Below are 14,754 nucleotides of genomic sequence, written 5' to 3'. Positions count from 1 at the left end.
GAGTATGTTTGATTATTTTCGTAAAGAAATTGAGTGGGCTGGTCGCCCCCTGATTCTGGAGACTGGCAAAATTGCCCGTCAGGCTGATGGCGCTGTTATGGTCACCTATGGTGGCACAGTCGTTCTGTGTACAGCCGTCGGCGCCAAGACCGTTAAAGCAGGGCAGGACTTTTTCCCGCTGACAGTGACTTATCAGGAAAAAGCCTACGCAGCAGGCAAAATTCCAGGGGGCTTCTTCAAAAGAGAAGGTCGTCCTTCAGAAGGGGAAATTCTGAACTCCCGTCTGATCGACCGTCCTATTCGCCCTCTCTTCCCTGAGAACTTCCTCAATGAAGTGCAGGTTGTTGCGACGGTTCTCAGCCATGATATGGAAAACGACCCTGCAGTTCCGGCTATGATCGGTTGTTCGGCCGCATTGACGCTGTCCGGGATTCCTTTCTTCGGTCCGATTGCCGGGGCACGAATTGGCCAGATCAATGGTGAGTTCGTACTGAACCCGACGATTTCGGAAGTAAAAAACAGCGCTCTTGATCTCGTGGTTGCCGGGACTTCCGAAGGTGTTCTGATGGTTGAATCAGAAGCACAGGAACTCTCAGAAGAGCGTATGCTTGAAGCGGTGATTTTTGGTCACACAGCTTTCCAGCCGGTCATTGACGCCATTATCTCTCTTGCTGAAGTGGCAGCTCGTGCGCCATGGGCTCTCCCTGAGACGACGAAGGAAGAAGCCAACCTGCGCAAGCGTGTCGAGAAAGTCGGCAACAAGATCATGGTTGAGGCGTATAAAGAGCGCCAGAAGCAGGCCCGTGTTGAAAAGCTGAATGAGGCCAGAGAGCGTATTGCCCAGATTCTGACGGATGAAGGTCTGGATGCGGAACGCGCCAAGCCGATGATCAAGGAGCTTGAGGCTCAGGTTGTTCGTGGTTCCATCCTTAAAACCGGGATTCGTATTGATGGGCGGAATCTAACGACGGTCCGTCCGATCGTTGCAGAAGTTGGACTATTGCCTCGTGCTCATGGCTCAGCGCTCTTCACACGTGGTGAGACACAGGCTCTTGTCGTAGCGACATTAGGTACAGCACAGGATGAGCAGGTTATTGATGCGCTTGAAGGTGAATATCGTTCACGCTTCATGCTGCATTATAATTTCCCTCCTTATTCCGTTGGGGAATGTGGTCGTATGGGCTCTCCTGGCCGTCGTGAGATCGGGCATGGTAAACTGGCCTGGCGTGCGATCGACCCGCTTCTGCCTTCCAAAGAGGCTTTCCCATATAGTATCCGTGTTGTTTCTGAAATTACGGAAAGCAATGGTTCATCTTCCATGGCAACGGTCTGTGGTACATCTCTGGCACTGATGGATGCAGGTGTTCCAATGCCGCGCCCGGTAGCAGGGATTGCCATGGGCCTTATCAAAGAAGAACGTGGCTACGCTGTTCTGACAGATATCCTGGGGGATGAAGATCACCTCGGGGATATGGATTTCAAGGTGGCCGGTACAGAATCCGGTGTAACAGCGCTCCAGATGGATATTAAAATTACGTCCATCACTCCCGAGATCATGAAAACGGCTTTAGAGCAGGCACGGGAAGGGCGGTTACATATTCTTGGCGAAATGGCCAAGGCTCTGCCGGAAGGTCGCGTAGGTGTTTCTGATAACGCCCCTAAAATTGTGACGATGCAGATTGCCCAGGACAAGATTCGTGATGTTATCGGGTCTGGTGGTAAAGTCATCCGTGAGATTGTTGAATATTCCGGTGCCAAGATTGATATCGGGGAAGATGGAACAATCACGATTGCTGCAAGCAATGACGAGCAGTCACAAAAAGCGATCAGCCGTATTGAAGGGATTGTTGCTGAACCTGAAATTGGCCGTATTTATAACGGTAAAGTCGTCAAGACGGCAGATTTCGGTGCTTTCGTGAATTTCCTTGGTCCTCGTGATGGCCTGGTTCATATTTCAGAATTGGCCCAGGGACGTGTTGCGAAAACCACGGACGTTGTCAAACAGGGTGATGAAGTAAAAGTAAAAGTCATCGGCTTTGACGATCGTGGAAAAGTAAAATTATCCATGAGAGTGGTTGATCAGGAGAGCGGTGCAGATATAACAGAGTCAGTTGGTGAAAAAGCTGGCCGTCCGCGTCGCGAGTCAGAGTAATTTTAAGCCTTATTGAAGTGGGGCAAGGATCTTTCTTTGCCCCTGCAGGATCATGAGACTGAGTAACGGAAAGATCAGACCTCTATGAAGTCGATTAACACCATCCGTTTTTCTGGCCAGGAGGTGTTACCTCTGATTGAAGGGGGCAAGGGTGTCTCCGTTTCGACGGGTGTATCAGCTGGGTATTGGGCAGCAGCAGGCGGTATTGGCACCTTGTCTGCTGTCAATGCGGATAGTTATGATGAACAAGGCCATGTTATACCGCAGATTTATCATGGTCGCACACGCCGTGAACGGCAGGAAGAACTTATTAAATACGCTATTGCCGGTGGGATAGCGCAGGCGAGGATCGCCCGTGATATCTCTGGTGGCAAAGGGCGGATCCATGCCAATTTCCTGTGGGAAATGGGTGCGGCTGAAGAAATTATTTCCGGTATTCTTGAAGGGGCTCCGGGGCTGATCCATGGTCTGACGTGTGGGGCAGGAATGCCTTATCGTCTGAGCGAGATTGCAGCCCGTTACGGCGTTCATTATTACCCGATTGTTTCATCGGGGCGTGCTTTTAACGCGTTATGGAAACGTTCTTTCTCACGTGTGCCTGACCTGATGGGAGGCGTCGTTTACGAGGACCCCTGGCGGGCAGGTGGGCATAATGGCCTTTCCAATGCGGAAGATCCGTTAAAGCCGGAAGATCCGCTGCCTCGTGTGAAAGCACTGCGCCGTGTTATGCGCAGCTTCGGGCTGGATGAAACGCCAATCATTATGGCAGGTGGCGTCTGGTGGCTGAGCGAATGGGAAGATTGGATTGATAATCCTGAATTGGGGCCTATTGCTTTCCAGTTTGGAACGCGTCCCCTTCTGACGCAGGAAAGCCCCATTCCTGATGCCTGGAAACGACGCCTCATGACTTTGAAAAAAGGCGACGTTTATCTCAATCGTTTTTCTCCGACGGGATTTTATTCTTCAGCGGTGAATAATGGCTTCCTGCAGGAATTGAGAGGTCGCTCCGAACGCCAGGTTCCTTATAGGTCACACTCTGTTGCCCCTTATGATCAGCCTCTGGCATTAGGCGCGAGAGGGCGTGAAGTCTTTCTGACGGCCGAAGATCACGTGCGTGCCCGGCAGTGGTGTGAGGCTGGGTTTAGTGAAGCCCTTCGTACACCTGATGAAACGCTGATTTTTGTCGAGCCGGAAAAAGCACGCATGATCGTGACAGATCAGGCAAATTGCATGGGATGTCTCTCTCAATGCAATTTCTCGAACTGGTGTCAGAGAGGGCCTAAATTCACGACTGGCCAGAGAGCTGATCCACGTTCATTCTGTATCCAGAAGACCTTACAGACCGTGTCGCATTTTGATGAGTTTTCGCCACAGAAAGCTGACGAAATGATGGATCATAACCTTATGTTTGGTGGAACAAATGCCTGGCGTTTTGCGCAGGACCCATTTTACGCAAATGGTTATATCCCTACAGTGCAGGGACTGGTTGATCGGATTGTTTCCGGTTACTGAAATCAGATTGTAAAAAACCGGAAGGGGACTGAATGTCACCTTCCGGTTTCTGATTTATAAATTTCCTAGAGCAATCCCAGATCCGTCAGACGTTTTTTCAAATTGGCAGGAAGCAGATTGACACCGTTCTCTGCCTCATTCTGACCGAGATCAGAGGGAGCGTCCTCCTGCTTGAAATAGCGCCATCCCTGAAAGGGTCTCATAGGGCGTGGCTGCACGGGAATCACCTCATGAGAGACCAATATCAAAGTGCCTGTGTTTCCATCATCTCTCGTATAGGGTTCAAAGCCTTTAATCGGCTGCCGACAGAGGATCAGTCCATCCATAACGCGGTAGAGTGACCCTCCCTCAAGGATTTCCTCTGCGCGTTTAGGCATTGTTCTTGTGCGAACAAATCCATACTCCTTATAATGTTGTTGCCTGACCCAGTTCTGCAGTTCTTCAACGGTTGAACATCCAACTGCGAGTTTGATCATATGGAGCATGCGGCGGATTTTCCTTCGTCAGAGTAAAAGCCGGTTCAAAATAAGTTCGAGTCGTAAGCGCCCTTCAGGCGTTGTTCGGAGATTATCTTCAGTCAGTATTAAATAATCTTCTTCAAGACAGGCATTAAGAATTGTCTGATCAAGATGATCCAGAAGAGGTGTGCCGATTTTCTGTCTAAAATCAGAGAGAGAGATACCCTCTTTTAACCGAAGCCCCATAAGCAGCATTTCTCTTGCCTGATCCTGACGTGACAGAAGAGTCTCTTCTTTTGTTCCAACTCCCTTTGTTTCAACAAGCTTCGCCCAGGGCTCAGGGGCGCGATGGCGCCTAATGGCATAATGTTGGTTGTGTAAAGTCAGGCGGCTATGGGCACCTGGCCCGATACCGAGATAATTTTCATAACGCCAATAAGCGAGGTTATGACGGCTTTCACCCCCGGGTTTCGCATAATTTGAGACTTCGTAGGAAGAAAGGCCAAATGAAGCGGCTTGCGTTTCTGTAAGCTGATAAAGCTCAGAGGCGAGCTCATCAGAGGGAAGGGTAATTTTCCCCTGCCTGTAAAGCGCTTCAAATGTTGTGCCCTGTTCTATGGTCAATTGATAGAGAGAAAGATGATCAGCCGCCAGGGAGAGAGCTTCCCCCAGTTCCTTCTCCCAGTCCATGAGTGTCTGGTCCGGGCGGGCATAAATGAGATCAAAGGAGAGGCGCGGGAACAGGTCACGGGCAAGTTCCAGAGCCTGACGGGCCTGCGTGACAGAATGTTGGCGCCCCAGAGCTTTAAGAGCCTCTTCCCTTAAGCTTTGTATTCCCAATGAGACCCGGTTAATGCCTGCCTGACGAAAAGCCTTGAACTTGTCACGTTCAACACTGGTGGGGTTAGCCTCCAGCGTGATTTCAAGTGAATCTTCTGGTGTAAAAAGCTGCTTTGCCTCTTCAATCAGGGTAGCAACGGTCTCAGGGGCCATAAGGGAGGGAGTTCCCCCTCCAAAAAAAATAGAGCTGAGCGCGCGTTTACCATCCTGATTCAATCGCTCAGCTTCATGACGTAATTCCTGTCGTAAAGCGCGGGCAAATCGTTCCTGATCAATTTTTTCCCGGACGTGGGAATTAAAGTCGCAATAAGGGCATTTTGCCAGGCAGAATGGCCAGTGAATATAAAGTGCAAGTGACTGTGACACGTTGTCCTAGATGGCTATGCGCACCCCGAATTCCATGACGCGTTCAGGCGGAATGCGGAAGAACTCGGTCGCAGGTGTGGCGTTGTTGAGGAGATAGAGGAATATCCACATCCGCCATAGAGACATTTTCGGCACTTGTGAACGGAAAACAAGGTCATGCGTAGCGAAATACGAAGCCTGAATAGGATCAAAATCCAGCCCATGTTCTGCCGAAAGCTGCGAAAGAGCCACAGGGATATTCGGCATTTCCATAAAGCCGTAATAGATGACCACTTCATAAATATTTGTAGCCAGTTCCTTCACCGTCAGTCTTTGAGCGTCGCTGACTTCTGGCTGGTCAAGGGTGCGGACGGTCACGAAAATAATATGCTCATGAAGCATGCGGTTCAGGCGTAGATTATGAAGCAGGGAATTGGGAACTGTATCAGGGTCAGCCGTCAGAAAAACGGCCCAACCGGGGACACGGATCGTTTTCGACTGGCTTAACCGTGCCATGAAAGACCCCATGGGAACGGCATCTTTCTGGTAGCGCGCTTTGAGAAGTGAGCGCCCCCGTTTCCAGGTCGTCATAATCAGTGTGCAGATAAAGGCAATCGTAAGAGGGACCCATCCTCCTTCAGGAATTTTCAGCACGTTGGCAGAGAAAAAGGTGCCATCCATTAAGAAGAAGAAGCCAAACACACATGTAACGAGCCATGGGGCCCAATTGAAAATGCGCCGGAACACGACCATGGAAAGCACACTGGTGCATAGGAAAGTCCCCGTCACAGCAATACCATAGGCAGCGGCCAGTGCGGCGGAAGAACGGAAGGCAATTGTCAGAAGGAGCGCCCCGAAAGCCAGGATCCAGTTCAGAGAGGGGATATAAATCTGTGCTTCTTCATAAGGATTAGTATGAACAATACGCGACCGTGGAAAATATCCCAATTGAATAAGCTGACGGAAAAGCGAGAAACTGCCTGAAATACCTGCCTGGCTCGCGATAACTGTGGCCATGGTGGCGAGGATCAGAAGCGGAATCTGGAGCCAATGGGGGCCAAGGTGATAAAAGGGATTGGCTAATGTGCGGGGGTCATGGATCAGCAGGGCGGCCTGACCGAAATAGTTCAGGGAGAGAGAAGGGAGCACAAAAAACAGCCACGCATAACGAATAGGCGACCGACCGAAATGCCCCATATCAGCGTAAAGAGCCTCAGCACCCGTCACAGACAGAACAACTGAGCCCAGTGATAAAAACGAAATGGCCCCATGGGTGAAAATAAATTGCAGCGCCAGGGTTGGCGAAAGAGCCAGAAGAATCTTGGGATAATAGATAATCCCCTTGATGCCCAGAATGGCCAGAATACAGAACCAGACCAGCATAATCGGCCCGAATGCCCGTCCGATGCGGCCAGTCCCTAAAGCCTGTGCTGCAAAAAGAGCAATTAGCACCACGATGGCAACCGGGATTACAAAATCTTCAGCCCCGGGCATGGCAACACCAATCCCTTCTACGGCAGAGAGAACGGAAATGGCAGGCGTAATGATACTGTCACCAAAGAACAGACACGTCCCTGCAATGCCGATAAGCCCGATAATCCACCGCATACGATGAGATTTGCAGACACGTTGTGCCAGAGACATCAGCGCGATGATGCCACCCTCACCATTATGGTCAGCTCTCATGACCAGAAGGACATATTTAATGGTCACAACCAGCATCAGAGCCCAGAAAGTAAGGCTTGTGAGGCCCATGATCTCCCAGCTTTGAGGAGGGTGTGCGACTGAACCGACATTCTTGACAGAGGTTTGCAGAGCATAAAGAGGGCTGGTTCCGATATCGCCATAAACAACACCCAGAACAGCTAGTAAGGCACCTACCCCTTTGGGCTTTTCTGCGTGATGTGAAGGGCTTTGCACCGGATGAGTGGTCGGGCGTCCAATGGAACTCGGGTAACTTGTTTCAGCCGAAACGGGTGCAAAGTTGTCTTCTTGTTCAGTCATAAAGGAAAATCCTGGAGCCCCTGGAAAAGCGTAAAGCTGCCTTCAGAAGTAAGCCCTCTTCACTCAGGTAAGAGGACATCTGACAAAATTGTTCCTATGACATGGCAGAAGAGGGGCTCAAAAAGCAACCCCCTTCTTGCTATTAACAAATTCTATAAAGAATTCAGGCGTCTCTTTTCCCAAAAATGGCACTGCCGACACGGACGATTGTTGCCCCTTCCGCAATGGCCTCTTCAAAGTCGGCAGACATGCCCATGGAAAGAGTTTCAAGACCATGGCGCCCTGCTAATTCCGCTAAAAAACGAAAATGAGGACGGGCAGGTTCATGGGCTGGCGGAATAGCCATAAGCCCTTTGATGGATGATCCAAACCTTCTGAGGCTTTCCTCAATAAAATCGTCCGCATCCTCCCGCGAAACACCGGATTTCTGTTGTTCATCTCCTGTATTGACCTGGATCAGCAGATCAGGAAGGCGCCCCAGTTTCTGGGAAGCTTTTTCCAGAGCATCCGCAAGGGCAGGGCGGTCCAATGTCTCGATCACGTCTGCAATGCGGCAGGCTTCCAGTGCTTTATTTGTCTGGAGCCCCCCGATAATATGGAGGCGCAGATCAGGCCAGCTTTCTCTCAGAAGCGGAAATTTTGTTGCCGCTTCCTGCACTCTGTTTTCACCGAAGAGACGCTGGCCCGCTTCCAGGGCCTCTCTGACGGAGTCCAGAGGATGAAATTTACTGACAGCAACAAGGGAAACATCCTTTTCAGCACGGTGGGCCTGATGGCAGGCATGCTGAATACGGTCGTGAATCTGCTTTAAATGATCAGAAATTGCATTTTTAGTCATAATGATGAGCATGAACTCATTGCACTTCAGACCACAAGATGCAATTTCGTCATTTATGAAAGAAAATGCTCAGTCCCCTTCATCCTCTCCCAAGCGCTCCTCTTCCCGGAAGAGGCGTAACACGCCGCAGACCAAGGCAGACCCGGTAAGGGATATGGCCCTGGAAATTGTCAGGGGTGTTATGGAGCATCGTCGTATGCTTGAAACGACTCTGGACCGTAATATTATCGCCGATGGGCGTGACCGCGCTGCAGCTCATCGTCTGGCTGCAACGACGTTGCGTCGTTGGGGCAGTATGAACGAGATGATTAGCCCGCTTTTACGCAAGGAACCACCAATGGTTGTGCGTTGCGCCCTGCTTTTGGGTGTTGCACAGCTTATTCACCTTGAAACACCGCCTCATGCGGCCGTCGGTACGATTGTTGATTTGCTTCATCGTTGTAAATTATCGCCTTTTTCAGGGCTGGCGAACGCTGTATTGCGGCGTATTGCGCGTGAAGGTGCGGTGATGCTGGAAGGGCTGGACCAGGAAAGGCTTGACGTTCCTGCGTGGTTATGGAGCGCCTGGGGGCGCCGGGCCAGAGCAATTACCAGAGGATTTTATCAGGAAGCTCCACTGGACCTGACCATTCGCCCAGAAGGCGTCGTGCCTGAGGGAGGCGTGCTTTTACCGGGAGGGACAGTACGCTTCCCCGTTGGTACAAAAATGACGACGTTACCCGGTTTTGAAACCGGGGATTTCTGGGCCCAGGATGTTGCTGCCTCATTCCCGGTAAAGTTAATGGGGCCTCTTAAAGGGTTGAAGATCGCTGATCTTTGCGCGGCTCCCGGCGGAAAGACGGCCCAGCTTGTATGTGCAGGCGCTGAAGTTACCGCTTTGGAGCGAGAGGAACCCCGTGCCAGAAGATTGCAGGAAAATCTAAAGCGCCTGAAGCTGGATGCAAAAATTGTTGTTCAGGATGCCCTGACGTGGCGGCCCAAAGAGCTTCTGGATGCGGTGCTGCTGGACGCTCCTTGTTCTGCCACAGGGACGTTGCGGCGTCATCCTGACGTTTTGTGGGTGAAACGCCCTCGCGATGTCAAAGCGCTGTCTGAAGGGCAGGATCAGTTTATCGAAGCGGCTTATGAAATGCTGAAAGAAGGGGGCATGTTGCTTTATGCTGTCTGCTCTCTTCAGGATGAGGAAGGTCCTCAGCGTATTGAGGCAGCCGTGAAATCAGGCAAATGGAAATTATTGCCTTTTAGTGAAGAAGAGCTTGCAGATATTCCTGAAGCGCGCACTAAAGAAGGGTACTACCGCACACATCCGGGCATGTGGGCTGAAAAAGGCGGAATGGACGGATTTTTTGCCGCACGTCTGATAAAGCCTGGTCACTGAAGATCGGGCACGAAACTATAATTAATGGTTTATGAGAATCAAACAGGCGTTAAAAAACGATTTGTTAAGCGGCGCCTGTTTGAGATAGTAAAATCAGGATAAATTCAATTCTGAATGTTTTATATTCTTACCAGTTACGTAAGGCTGGGAATATTGAAAATTAACCAGAACCGTTAATCGTTGCGGTATTACGTATTCATCCAAAAAAAATGGCATTAAAGAGATTATTCCTCCCGTTACGTAAGGTAACATATTGATTTATCTTGATTAAAATAGAATTAACGTCATTTATTTTAAAGTATAGATAAAGATTATAAAACTATATATAAGTCGTTAAGAAAATAAAATTGGAGGATGTCGTGAGTTCAATGGTTTTTTGTCGAGGTTGTGGAAAGCAAATACATGAATCTGCAGAATCATGTCCTTTCTGCGGAGCTGTTCAACATGAAAAGGAGACTAGTAATTCGTCAGGAAATAAAAGACTGACGGCTGCAATTCTGGCTTTGTTCCTTGGTGGTTTGGGCGTTCATAAATTTTATCTTGGAAGAACAGGCCTTGGGATATTATATCTGCTGTTCTGTTGGACCCTCATTCCTTCTATCATAGCGTTCATAGAAGGTATTGTATATCTATGCCAGTCTGATGAAGATTTCGAACGTAGAAACGGATAAGTATCAGATTACTGGCATATATTTATAGATTCCAGTAATGATAGGGACGTTTTTAATTAAAGAGCCATGTCATTATACATGGCTCTTTACGTTTTAAGCCTAGATTGTCTTACATCCAGGGCGGCGTTGGGAGGTTTTTCTCTTTCAGAAACGCTGGATTAAAGAGTTTGGACTGATAGCGCGCACCGCCATCACTTAAAATCGTTACAATCCTGTGTCCCGGTCCCAGGCGTCTGGCAGTGCGGATGGCTGAGGCAATGTTAATGCCTGACGATCCTCCAACCGATAATCCCTCTTTCATGGTAAGAGCGAAAATCTGCTCAAGGGCTTCCGGGTCACTGATGCGTTCAGCACGGTCCGGGGCACTCCCTTCGAGATTGGCTGTAATGCGGGACTGGCCGATCCCTTCAGTAATAGAGGACCCCTCAATACTGAGATCATTTTTTGTAACCCATCCATAAAGGCCCGAACCTTCGGGATCAGCCAGAACGATTTCAGGTGCCTTGACATTGTCCCTTTTGGCAAGATCGCGCAATCCAAGCGCAATCCCTGCCAAGGTCCCACCTGTGCCACAGGAGCAGGTGAAAGCATCAATTTTGCCATCCATTTGCGCCCAGATTTCAGGTGCCGTGCTATGGCGGTGGCCTTCGCGGTTGGCTGTATTATCGAACTGATTAGCCCAGAAAGCGCCTGTTTCTTCTGCCAGACGGCGGGAAACATGCACGTAATTTCCGGGATCTTTATAAGGTTTTGCCGGTACCAGCCGGAGGTCAGCGCCGATCATGCGGAGGAAATCCAGCTTTTCACGGCTTTGCGTCTCGGGTACGACGATCGTTGCATTGCACCCCATGGCATGGGCAACCAATGTAAGGCCAATGCCGGTATTTCCAGCCGTTCCTTCAACAACGGTGCCTCCTTTTTTGAGAGCTCCACGGGCGAAGGCATCCTGCAATATGGCGAGGGCGGCACGATCTTTCACTGACCCGCCGGGATTCATGAACTCTGCTTTGGCGTAAATTTCGCACCCTGTTTGCTCTGATGCTTCACGTAGCAGGATCAAGGGTGTATTACCAATAGCCTGAAGCATGGAAGCCGCAGGGGTTGCGTGACTGACCTTGGTGACAGACGGAGTCTGTAAAGAATTTTTCATAGCGAGATATACCCCTGATAGAAAAGCGTAGTACTCTTATAGATATTGTAACGCATGAGGACAAAGATGAAAAATTTATCAGCCAAAGAAGCCTGGGAATTTCTGGCTAAGCATAAAGACGCCACTCTGATAGATGTCCGTACCCCTTCAGAATGGGCCTCTGTCGGGTTTCCCGATATTTCATCATTGGGGCGTGAAGCTCTGCGGCTGACATGGGTCCCCGATCAGGAAGATGCCTTTGGGAAAGCACTTCTAAATGCGCTTCCACAAAAAGAGTTCCCGGTCATGTTTATCTGCCGCTCAGGTCAGCGTTCTTCTTTTGCGGCTGATGTGGCCCGTTTGCTGGGCTATGAAAATATTCTCAATGTTGCCGATGGTTTTGAAGACAGACACGGTCCCGGCACAGGCTGGCGTGCAAGCGGCTTGCCTTTTATCCTTATCCCATTGCCTGAAAAGGCGAAGTCGGAATAGTTTCACATTCCGCTATCAGGTTCCTGCTCCGCATCATAATTGACGGCCAGAACGACAAGCCATGGGTAACGAGTGTCGTAACTGGTGCCGTCGCTTGTGGTGAGGCGGCCCTGGGCATCGGTCGGAACGTGGGTTAGTGAAACACTGTCATCCACGTTTCCTCCAACGATGCTGATTTCATGACCAAAAGGTTCAGCATTCTGATTGGTCGAAACAACGATTCCACAATGAGCTGGGAAGCCATAGGAAGTTGGTAGCATGGCAAAAGTGATCGTGCTGCTTCGTCCTCTTCCAACGCAGATCAGGTCCCCAAGTTGAGGGGCATAATCTGCGGGATTACGGGCCGTTAAACCGGGGTTCTGTCCACTGGCTGCAATATTGATGTAAGTGGCATGATTCGGGGAATAAGGGAAACGCTCATTCGCCCCGGCTACCCGCATGACATATGAAATAAAGGCGGCAGACCATGCGTAATTGCCGTCGACGGTCATGGAGAAGGACCGTCCGTCGCCGTCAGTTTTACCTGTCCAGCGTGATTCTTTTTCATAAGGGTCCTGGCCGATCCACCAATACTCGCCAATGCGTTGCCACAGTCCGGGAAGACGCTCAGGTTTCATTGCCGGGCTGGTGGGGTCAGGGCGGTCATGGGGGTCTTCATCAGCGACAGGAGAACCAAAAAGGCGCCATTCCCTCAAAGCAATGGCTGCCACATCCTGCCGGTTAAAAGGTGTGAAATTGCGCGTGGCGAAATCTGGAACATGTGTATCATAGCCCCACCCAGTCGTGCTGCCATTGGCATATTGCCCCATAGGGCCTGCAGCAGGAGGCTGGCGGGAAGAAGGAGAGGTGCATCCGGCAAGAAGCAGCATCAAACCGGCACAAGTGAGGATTTCAGGTTTGATGGCACAGATTGAAACCATGATCCATACTCCAGAAAAACGATAAAAACCTTGAATTGTCAGATGAAGGGGCAAGCATCTCTCACTCCAAGGGCGATTATAACACGGAATAAAAAGGCTGTAATCCCTATTGGTTGTAAAACAACATAGGAAAATATTAAGAAGTAATTTTCTAAATTTGTAGATATTATTAATTAAGAAAATTTTTAACATTATATAAAAATATCATTAATTAATAATATCATATATTTCTTTGTAGACATAATTTATTTAATATGCAATGTTTACCAAAACAAACAGATATTATTCAGGTAATATAAAAATGGTTTTAGAGCGTATTAGTTCGGAATTGATGGGTATTGGTTTGTTGTTGAAGCAGCGGAGACTATCCGTTCCATCATATCAGAGGCCATATACGTGGGAAGAGCCACATGTTAAACAATTGTTCGAGGACCTTATCAGAGCAAAAGGAGAAGGCAGTCAACAATATTTTGTTGGGACTGTGGTTTTAACAAAAAAAGATAAAGACAGTGAAACTAAAAATATCATAGATGGGCAACAAAGAATAGTAACATTTACTATATTAATTTCTGCGATAAGAAATTTTTTTTATGAGAAAGATGATCGAGAGAGAGCAGAAATTATTACGAAGGAATATTTAACAAAGCCTGATCTTCGCTCTAAAGAGATTTTTCCCAGTATTTTATTATCACCTGATGATGGTTTTTTTTATAAAGAATATGTGATTGATTATCACAAGCCTCGTCATAGAGCTCCAAATAATATATCGCAAACTCAAAAGCGCCTCTATGCTGCGATTAAAGAGGCCGCAAAAACAGTATCTGGAATAGTAAAAAGGTCTAAAGATCCAGAAGGTGAGCTATTTGATTTGTTAGATTTTATAAAAAATAAATCTGTTATTGTTTGCCTGGATGTTGGGAATGAATCTAATGCATTTATCATATTTGAAGTTCTCAATGATAGAGGACTAGATTTGACGGTTGTTGATTTATTGAAAAATTATATATTTAGTTTAGCCAAACAAGAAGAGAATTTGGATCAGTGTAAAACTAAGTGGAATCAAATGATTACACTTATATCGGCAGCTTTTGAACAAAATGATATTAAGAATTTTGTAAGACATGCTTGGATTGCTAAGCATGGTTTGACACGTGAAAAGGATTTGTATGAATGTATAAAAAAAGAGATAAATACATCTGAGAAATCAGTAAAATTTACAAATGATTTATATATGACCTCAAAAATATATTCTGCGTTGATTAATCCACATCATGAAATATGGGCTAAGTATTCTGAGCCCGTTCGGGATGCTTTATATTTATTCGATATTGCTAATATTAAGCAGGTTAGGCCTTTATTGATGTCGATATTTGAAAATTTTTCTGTATCCGATGTTAATAAAACAATTCCTATGCTTGTCTCGTGGAGTGTTCGATTCTTGATATGTGGGGCAGGTGGAAGCGGCGTATTAGAGGATAATTATTCGGCACGAGCAAAAGAAATTTCAGATAAGAAAATAAATAACGTTTCTCAATTATATAAGGCCTTTAAAGGTATTCCAACAGATGATGAATTCGGAAAAGCTTTTTCAATAGCTAACATATCTAAACCGTCTTTAGCTAGATGGTATTTAACGAAGTTAGAATCTATAAAGTCTGGGACTAATTTAAAACCTGTTACTAAGGATACTAACGAGGTGAATCTTGAACACATATTCCCTCAAAGTCCTGATTCTTCATGGGGTAATACTGATGAGAATATGAAAAAGTACGTTAATAGGATCGGTAATCAGACATTATTGGAAACGAAAATAAATACTGAGATTGGAAATGTAAATTTTTCAGAGAAAAAGAAGTATTTTGAAAGGTCAAGAATAGAAATAACCCGAGATATTTGTACATATAGTAAGTGGGGATTAAAAGAAATTGATCAAAGACAGAAAGAATTATCAAACTTGGCAATAAGTATATGGAAGTTATGTCCATAGGTGTCTTTTAATAATTAATAAAGGGGAA

General features: G+C 47.6%; 12 protein-coding genes. 6 read left to right on the top strand and 6 right to left on the bottom strand.

Annotated elements, in window-relative coordinates; all coding sequences use genetic code 11:
* Positions 1-4: 4 nt before the first annotated feature.
* Together pnp and ACSYSY_RS07090 are read left to right on the top strand one after the other, a co-directional pair.
* Positions 5-2,152 (top strand): polyribonucleotide nucleotidyltransferase, encoded by a 2,148-nt coding sequence (gene pnp / locus ACSYSY_RS07095; RefSeq protein ID WP_491706874.1) that lies wholly within the window; start codon positions 5-7, stop codon positions 2,150-2,152.
* Between the two features lie 84 nt (positions 2,153-2,236).
* Entirely contained in the window at positions 2,237-3,664 is a 1,428-nt protein-coding gene (locus ACSYSY_RS07090; RefSeq protein WP_491706873.1) for an NAD(P)H-dependent flavin oxidoreductase, read from the top strand.
* A gap of 65 nt (positions 3,665-3,729) precedes the next feature.
* On the opposite strand, the gene ACSYSY_RS07085 is transcribed toward ACSYSY_RS07090, so the two are convergent.
* The 4 genes from ACSYSY_RS07085 to ACSYSY_RS07070 form a co-directional block, all read right to left on the bottom strand.
* Positions 3,730-4,149, bottom strand: coding sequence for a DUF1489 family protein (locus tag ACSYSY_RS07085; protein WP_491706872.1), 420 nt, complete (start codon positions 4,147-4,149; stop codon positions 3,730-3,732).
* Between the two features lie 18 nt (positions 4,150-4,167).
* The gene (gene hemW, locus ACSYSY_RS07080) at positions 4,168-5,328 is read right to left on the bottom strand and encodes a radical SAM family heme chaperone HemW (RefSeq protein ID WP_491706871.1); all 1,161 of its coding nucleotides are present in this window, start codon (positions 5,326-5,328) and stop codon (positions 4,168-4,170) included.
* A 6-nt stretch (positions 5,329-5,334) separates the two neighbouring features.
* Positions 5,335-7,311 carry a potassium transporter Kup gene (locus ACSYSY_RS07075; RefSeq protein WP_491706870.1) on the bottom strand — a complete coding sequence of 659 codons (1,977 nt, stop codon included), beginning with the start codon at positions 7,309-7,311 and terminating at the stop codon, positions 5,335-5,337.
* 163 nt (positions 7,312-7,474) lie between these two features.
* Positions 7,475-8,149 carry a YggS family pyridoxal phosphate-dependent enzyme gene (locus ACSYSY_RS07070; protein ID WP_491706869.1) on the bottom strand — a complete coding sequence of 225 codons (675 nt, stop codon included), beginning with the start codon at positions 8,147-8,149 and terminating at the stop codon, positions 7,475-7,477.
* Between the two features lie 55 nt (positions 8,150-8,204).
* Here ACSYSY_RS07070 and ACSYSY_RS07065 point away from each other — a divergent pair, with 55 nt between their 5' ends.
* Entirely contained in the window at positions 8,205-9,527 is a 1,323-nt protein-coding gene (locus tag ACSYSY_RS07065; protein ID WP_491706868.1) for an RsmB/NOP family class I SAM-dependent RNA methyltransferase, read from the top strand.
* 368 nt (positions 9,528-9,895) lie between these two features.
* On the top strand, positions 9,896-10,198 hold the full coding sequence (locus tag ACSYSY_RS07060) for a TM2 domain-containing protein (RefSeq protein WP_491708247.1): 303 nt from the start codon (positions 9,896-9,898) through the stop codon (positions 10,196-10,198).
* Between the two features lie 109 nt (positions 10,199-10,307).
* Here the strand turns inward: ACSYSY_RS07060 and ACSYSY_RS07055 are convergent, their stop codons facing one another.
* Positions 10,308-11,285: a cysteine synthase A gene (locus ACSYSY_RS07055; RefSeq protein WP_491708246.1), complete on the bottom strand. Its 978-nt coding sequence runs from the start codon at positions 11,283-11,285 to the stop codon at positions 10,308-10,310.
* A 129-nt stretch (positions 11,286-11,414) separates the two neighbouring features.
* Here ACSYSY_RS07055 and ACSYSY_RS07050 point away from each other — a divergent pair, with 129 nt between their 5' ends.
* Positions 11,415-11,819, top strand: coding sequence for a rhodanese-like domain-containing protein (locus tag ACSYSY_RS07050; protein ID WP_491706867.1), 405 nt, complete (start codon positions 11,415-11,417; stop codon positions 11,817-11,819).
* Positions 11,820-11,821: 2 nt separating this feature from the next.
* Here ACSYSY_RS07050 and ACSYSY_RS07045 read toward each other — a convergent pair whose 3' ends face one another.
* A complete protein-coding gene (locus tag ACSYSY_RS07045) occupies positions 11,822-12,739 on the bottom strand; it encodes a DUF2272 domain-containing protein (RefSeq protein WP_491706866.1) in 918 nt (305 codons plus the stop codon).
* A gap of 301 nt (positions 12,740-13,040) precedes the next feature.
* Between ACSYSY_RS07045 and ACSYSY_RS07040 the strand changes: the two genes are divergently transcribed.
* A complete protein-coding gene (locus tag ACSYSY_RS07040; protein ID WP_491706865.1) occupies positions 13,041-14,726 on the top strand; it encodes a DUF262 domain-containing protein in 1,686 nt (561 codons plus the stop codon).
* Positions 14,727-14,754 lie beyond the last annotated feature (28 nt).

Source organism: Aristophania sp. ESL1100, from assembly GCF_058511235.1.
Note: the sequence above shows the minus strand (reverse complement) of the source record. Positions and strands in the feature narration are given on the sequence as shown.

Bases quoted from the DNA above. Each gene is read 5' to 3' on its own strand.
- pnp (WP_491706874.1), top strand. From the start codon at position 5: ATGTTTGATTATTTTCGTAAAGAAATTGAGTGGGCTGGTCGCCCCCTG.
- ACSYSY_RS07090 (WP_491706873.1), top strand. From the start codon at position 2,237: ATGAAGTCGATTAACACCATCCGTTTTTCTGGCCAGGAGGTGTTACCT.
- ACSYSY_RS07085 (WP_491706872.1), bottom strand. From the start codon at position 4,149: ATGCTCCATATGATCAAACTCGCAGTTGGATGTTCAACCGTTGAAGAA.
- ACSYSY_RS07075 (WP_491706870.1), bottom strand. From the start codon at position 7,311: ATGACTGAACAAGAAGACAACTTTGCACCCGTTTCGGCTGAAACAAGT.
- ACSYSY_RS07070 (WP_491706869.1), bottom strand. From the start codon at position 8,149: ATGACTAAAAATGCAATTTCTGATCATTTAAAGCAGATTCACGACCGT.
- ACSYSY_RS07065 (WP_491706868.1), top strand. From the start codon at position 8,205: ATGAAAGAAAATGCTCAGTCCCCTTCATCCTCTCCCAAGCGCTCCTCT.
- ACSYSY_RS07060 (WP_491708247.1), top strand. From the start codon at position 9,896: ATGGTTTTTTGTCGAGGTTGTGGAAAGCAAATACATGAATCTGCAGAA.
- ACSYSY_RS07055 (WP_491708246.1), bottom strand. From the start codon at position 11,285: ATGCTTCAGGCTATTGGTAATACACCCTTGATCCTGCTACGTGAAGCA.
- ACSYSY_RS07050 (WP_491706867.1), top strand. From the start codon at position 11,415: ATGAAAAATTTATCAGCCAAAGAAGCCTGGGAATTTCTGGCTAAGCAT.
- ACSYSY_RS07045 (WP_491706866.1), bottom strand. From the start codon at position 12,739: ATGGTTTCAATCTGTGCCATCAAACCTGAAATCCTCACTTGTGCCGGT.
- ACSYSY_RS07040 (WP_491706865.1), top strand. From the start codon at position 13,041: ATGGTTTTAGAGCGTATTAGTTCGGAATTGATGGGTATTGGTTTGTTG.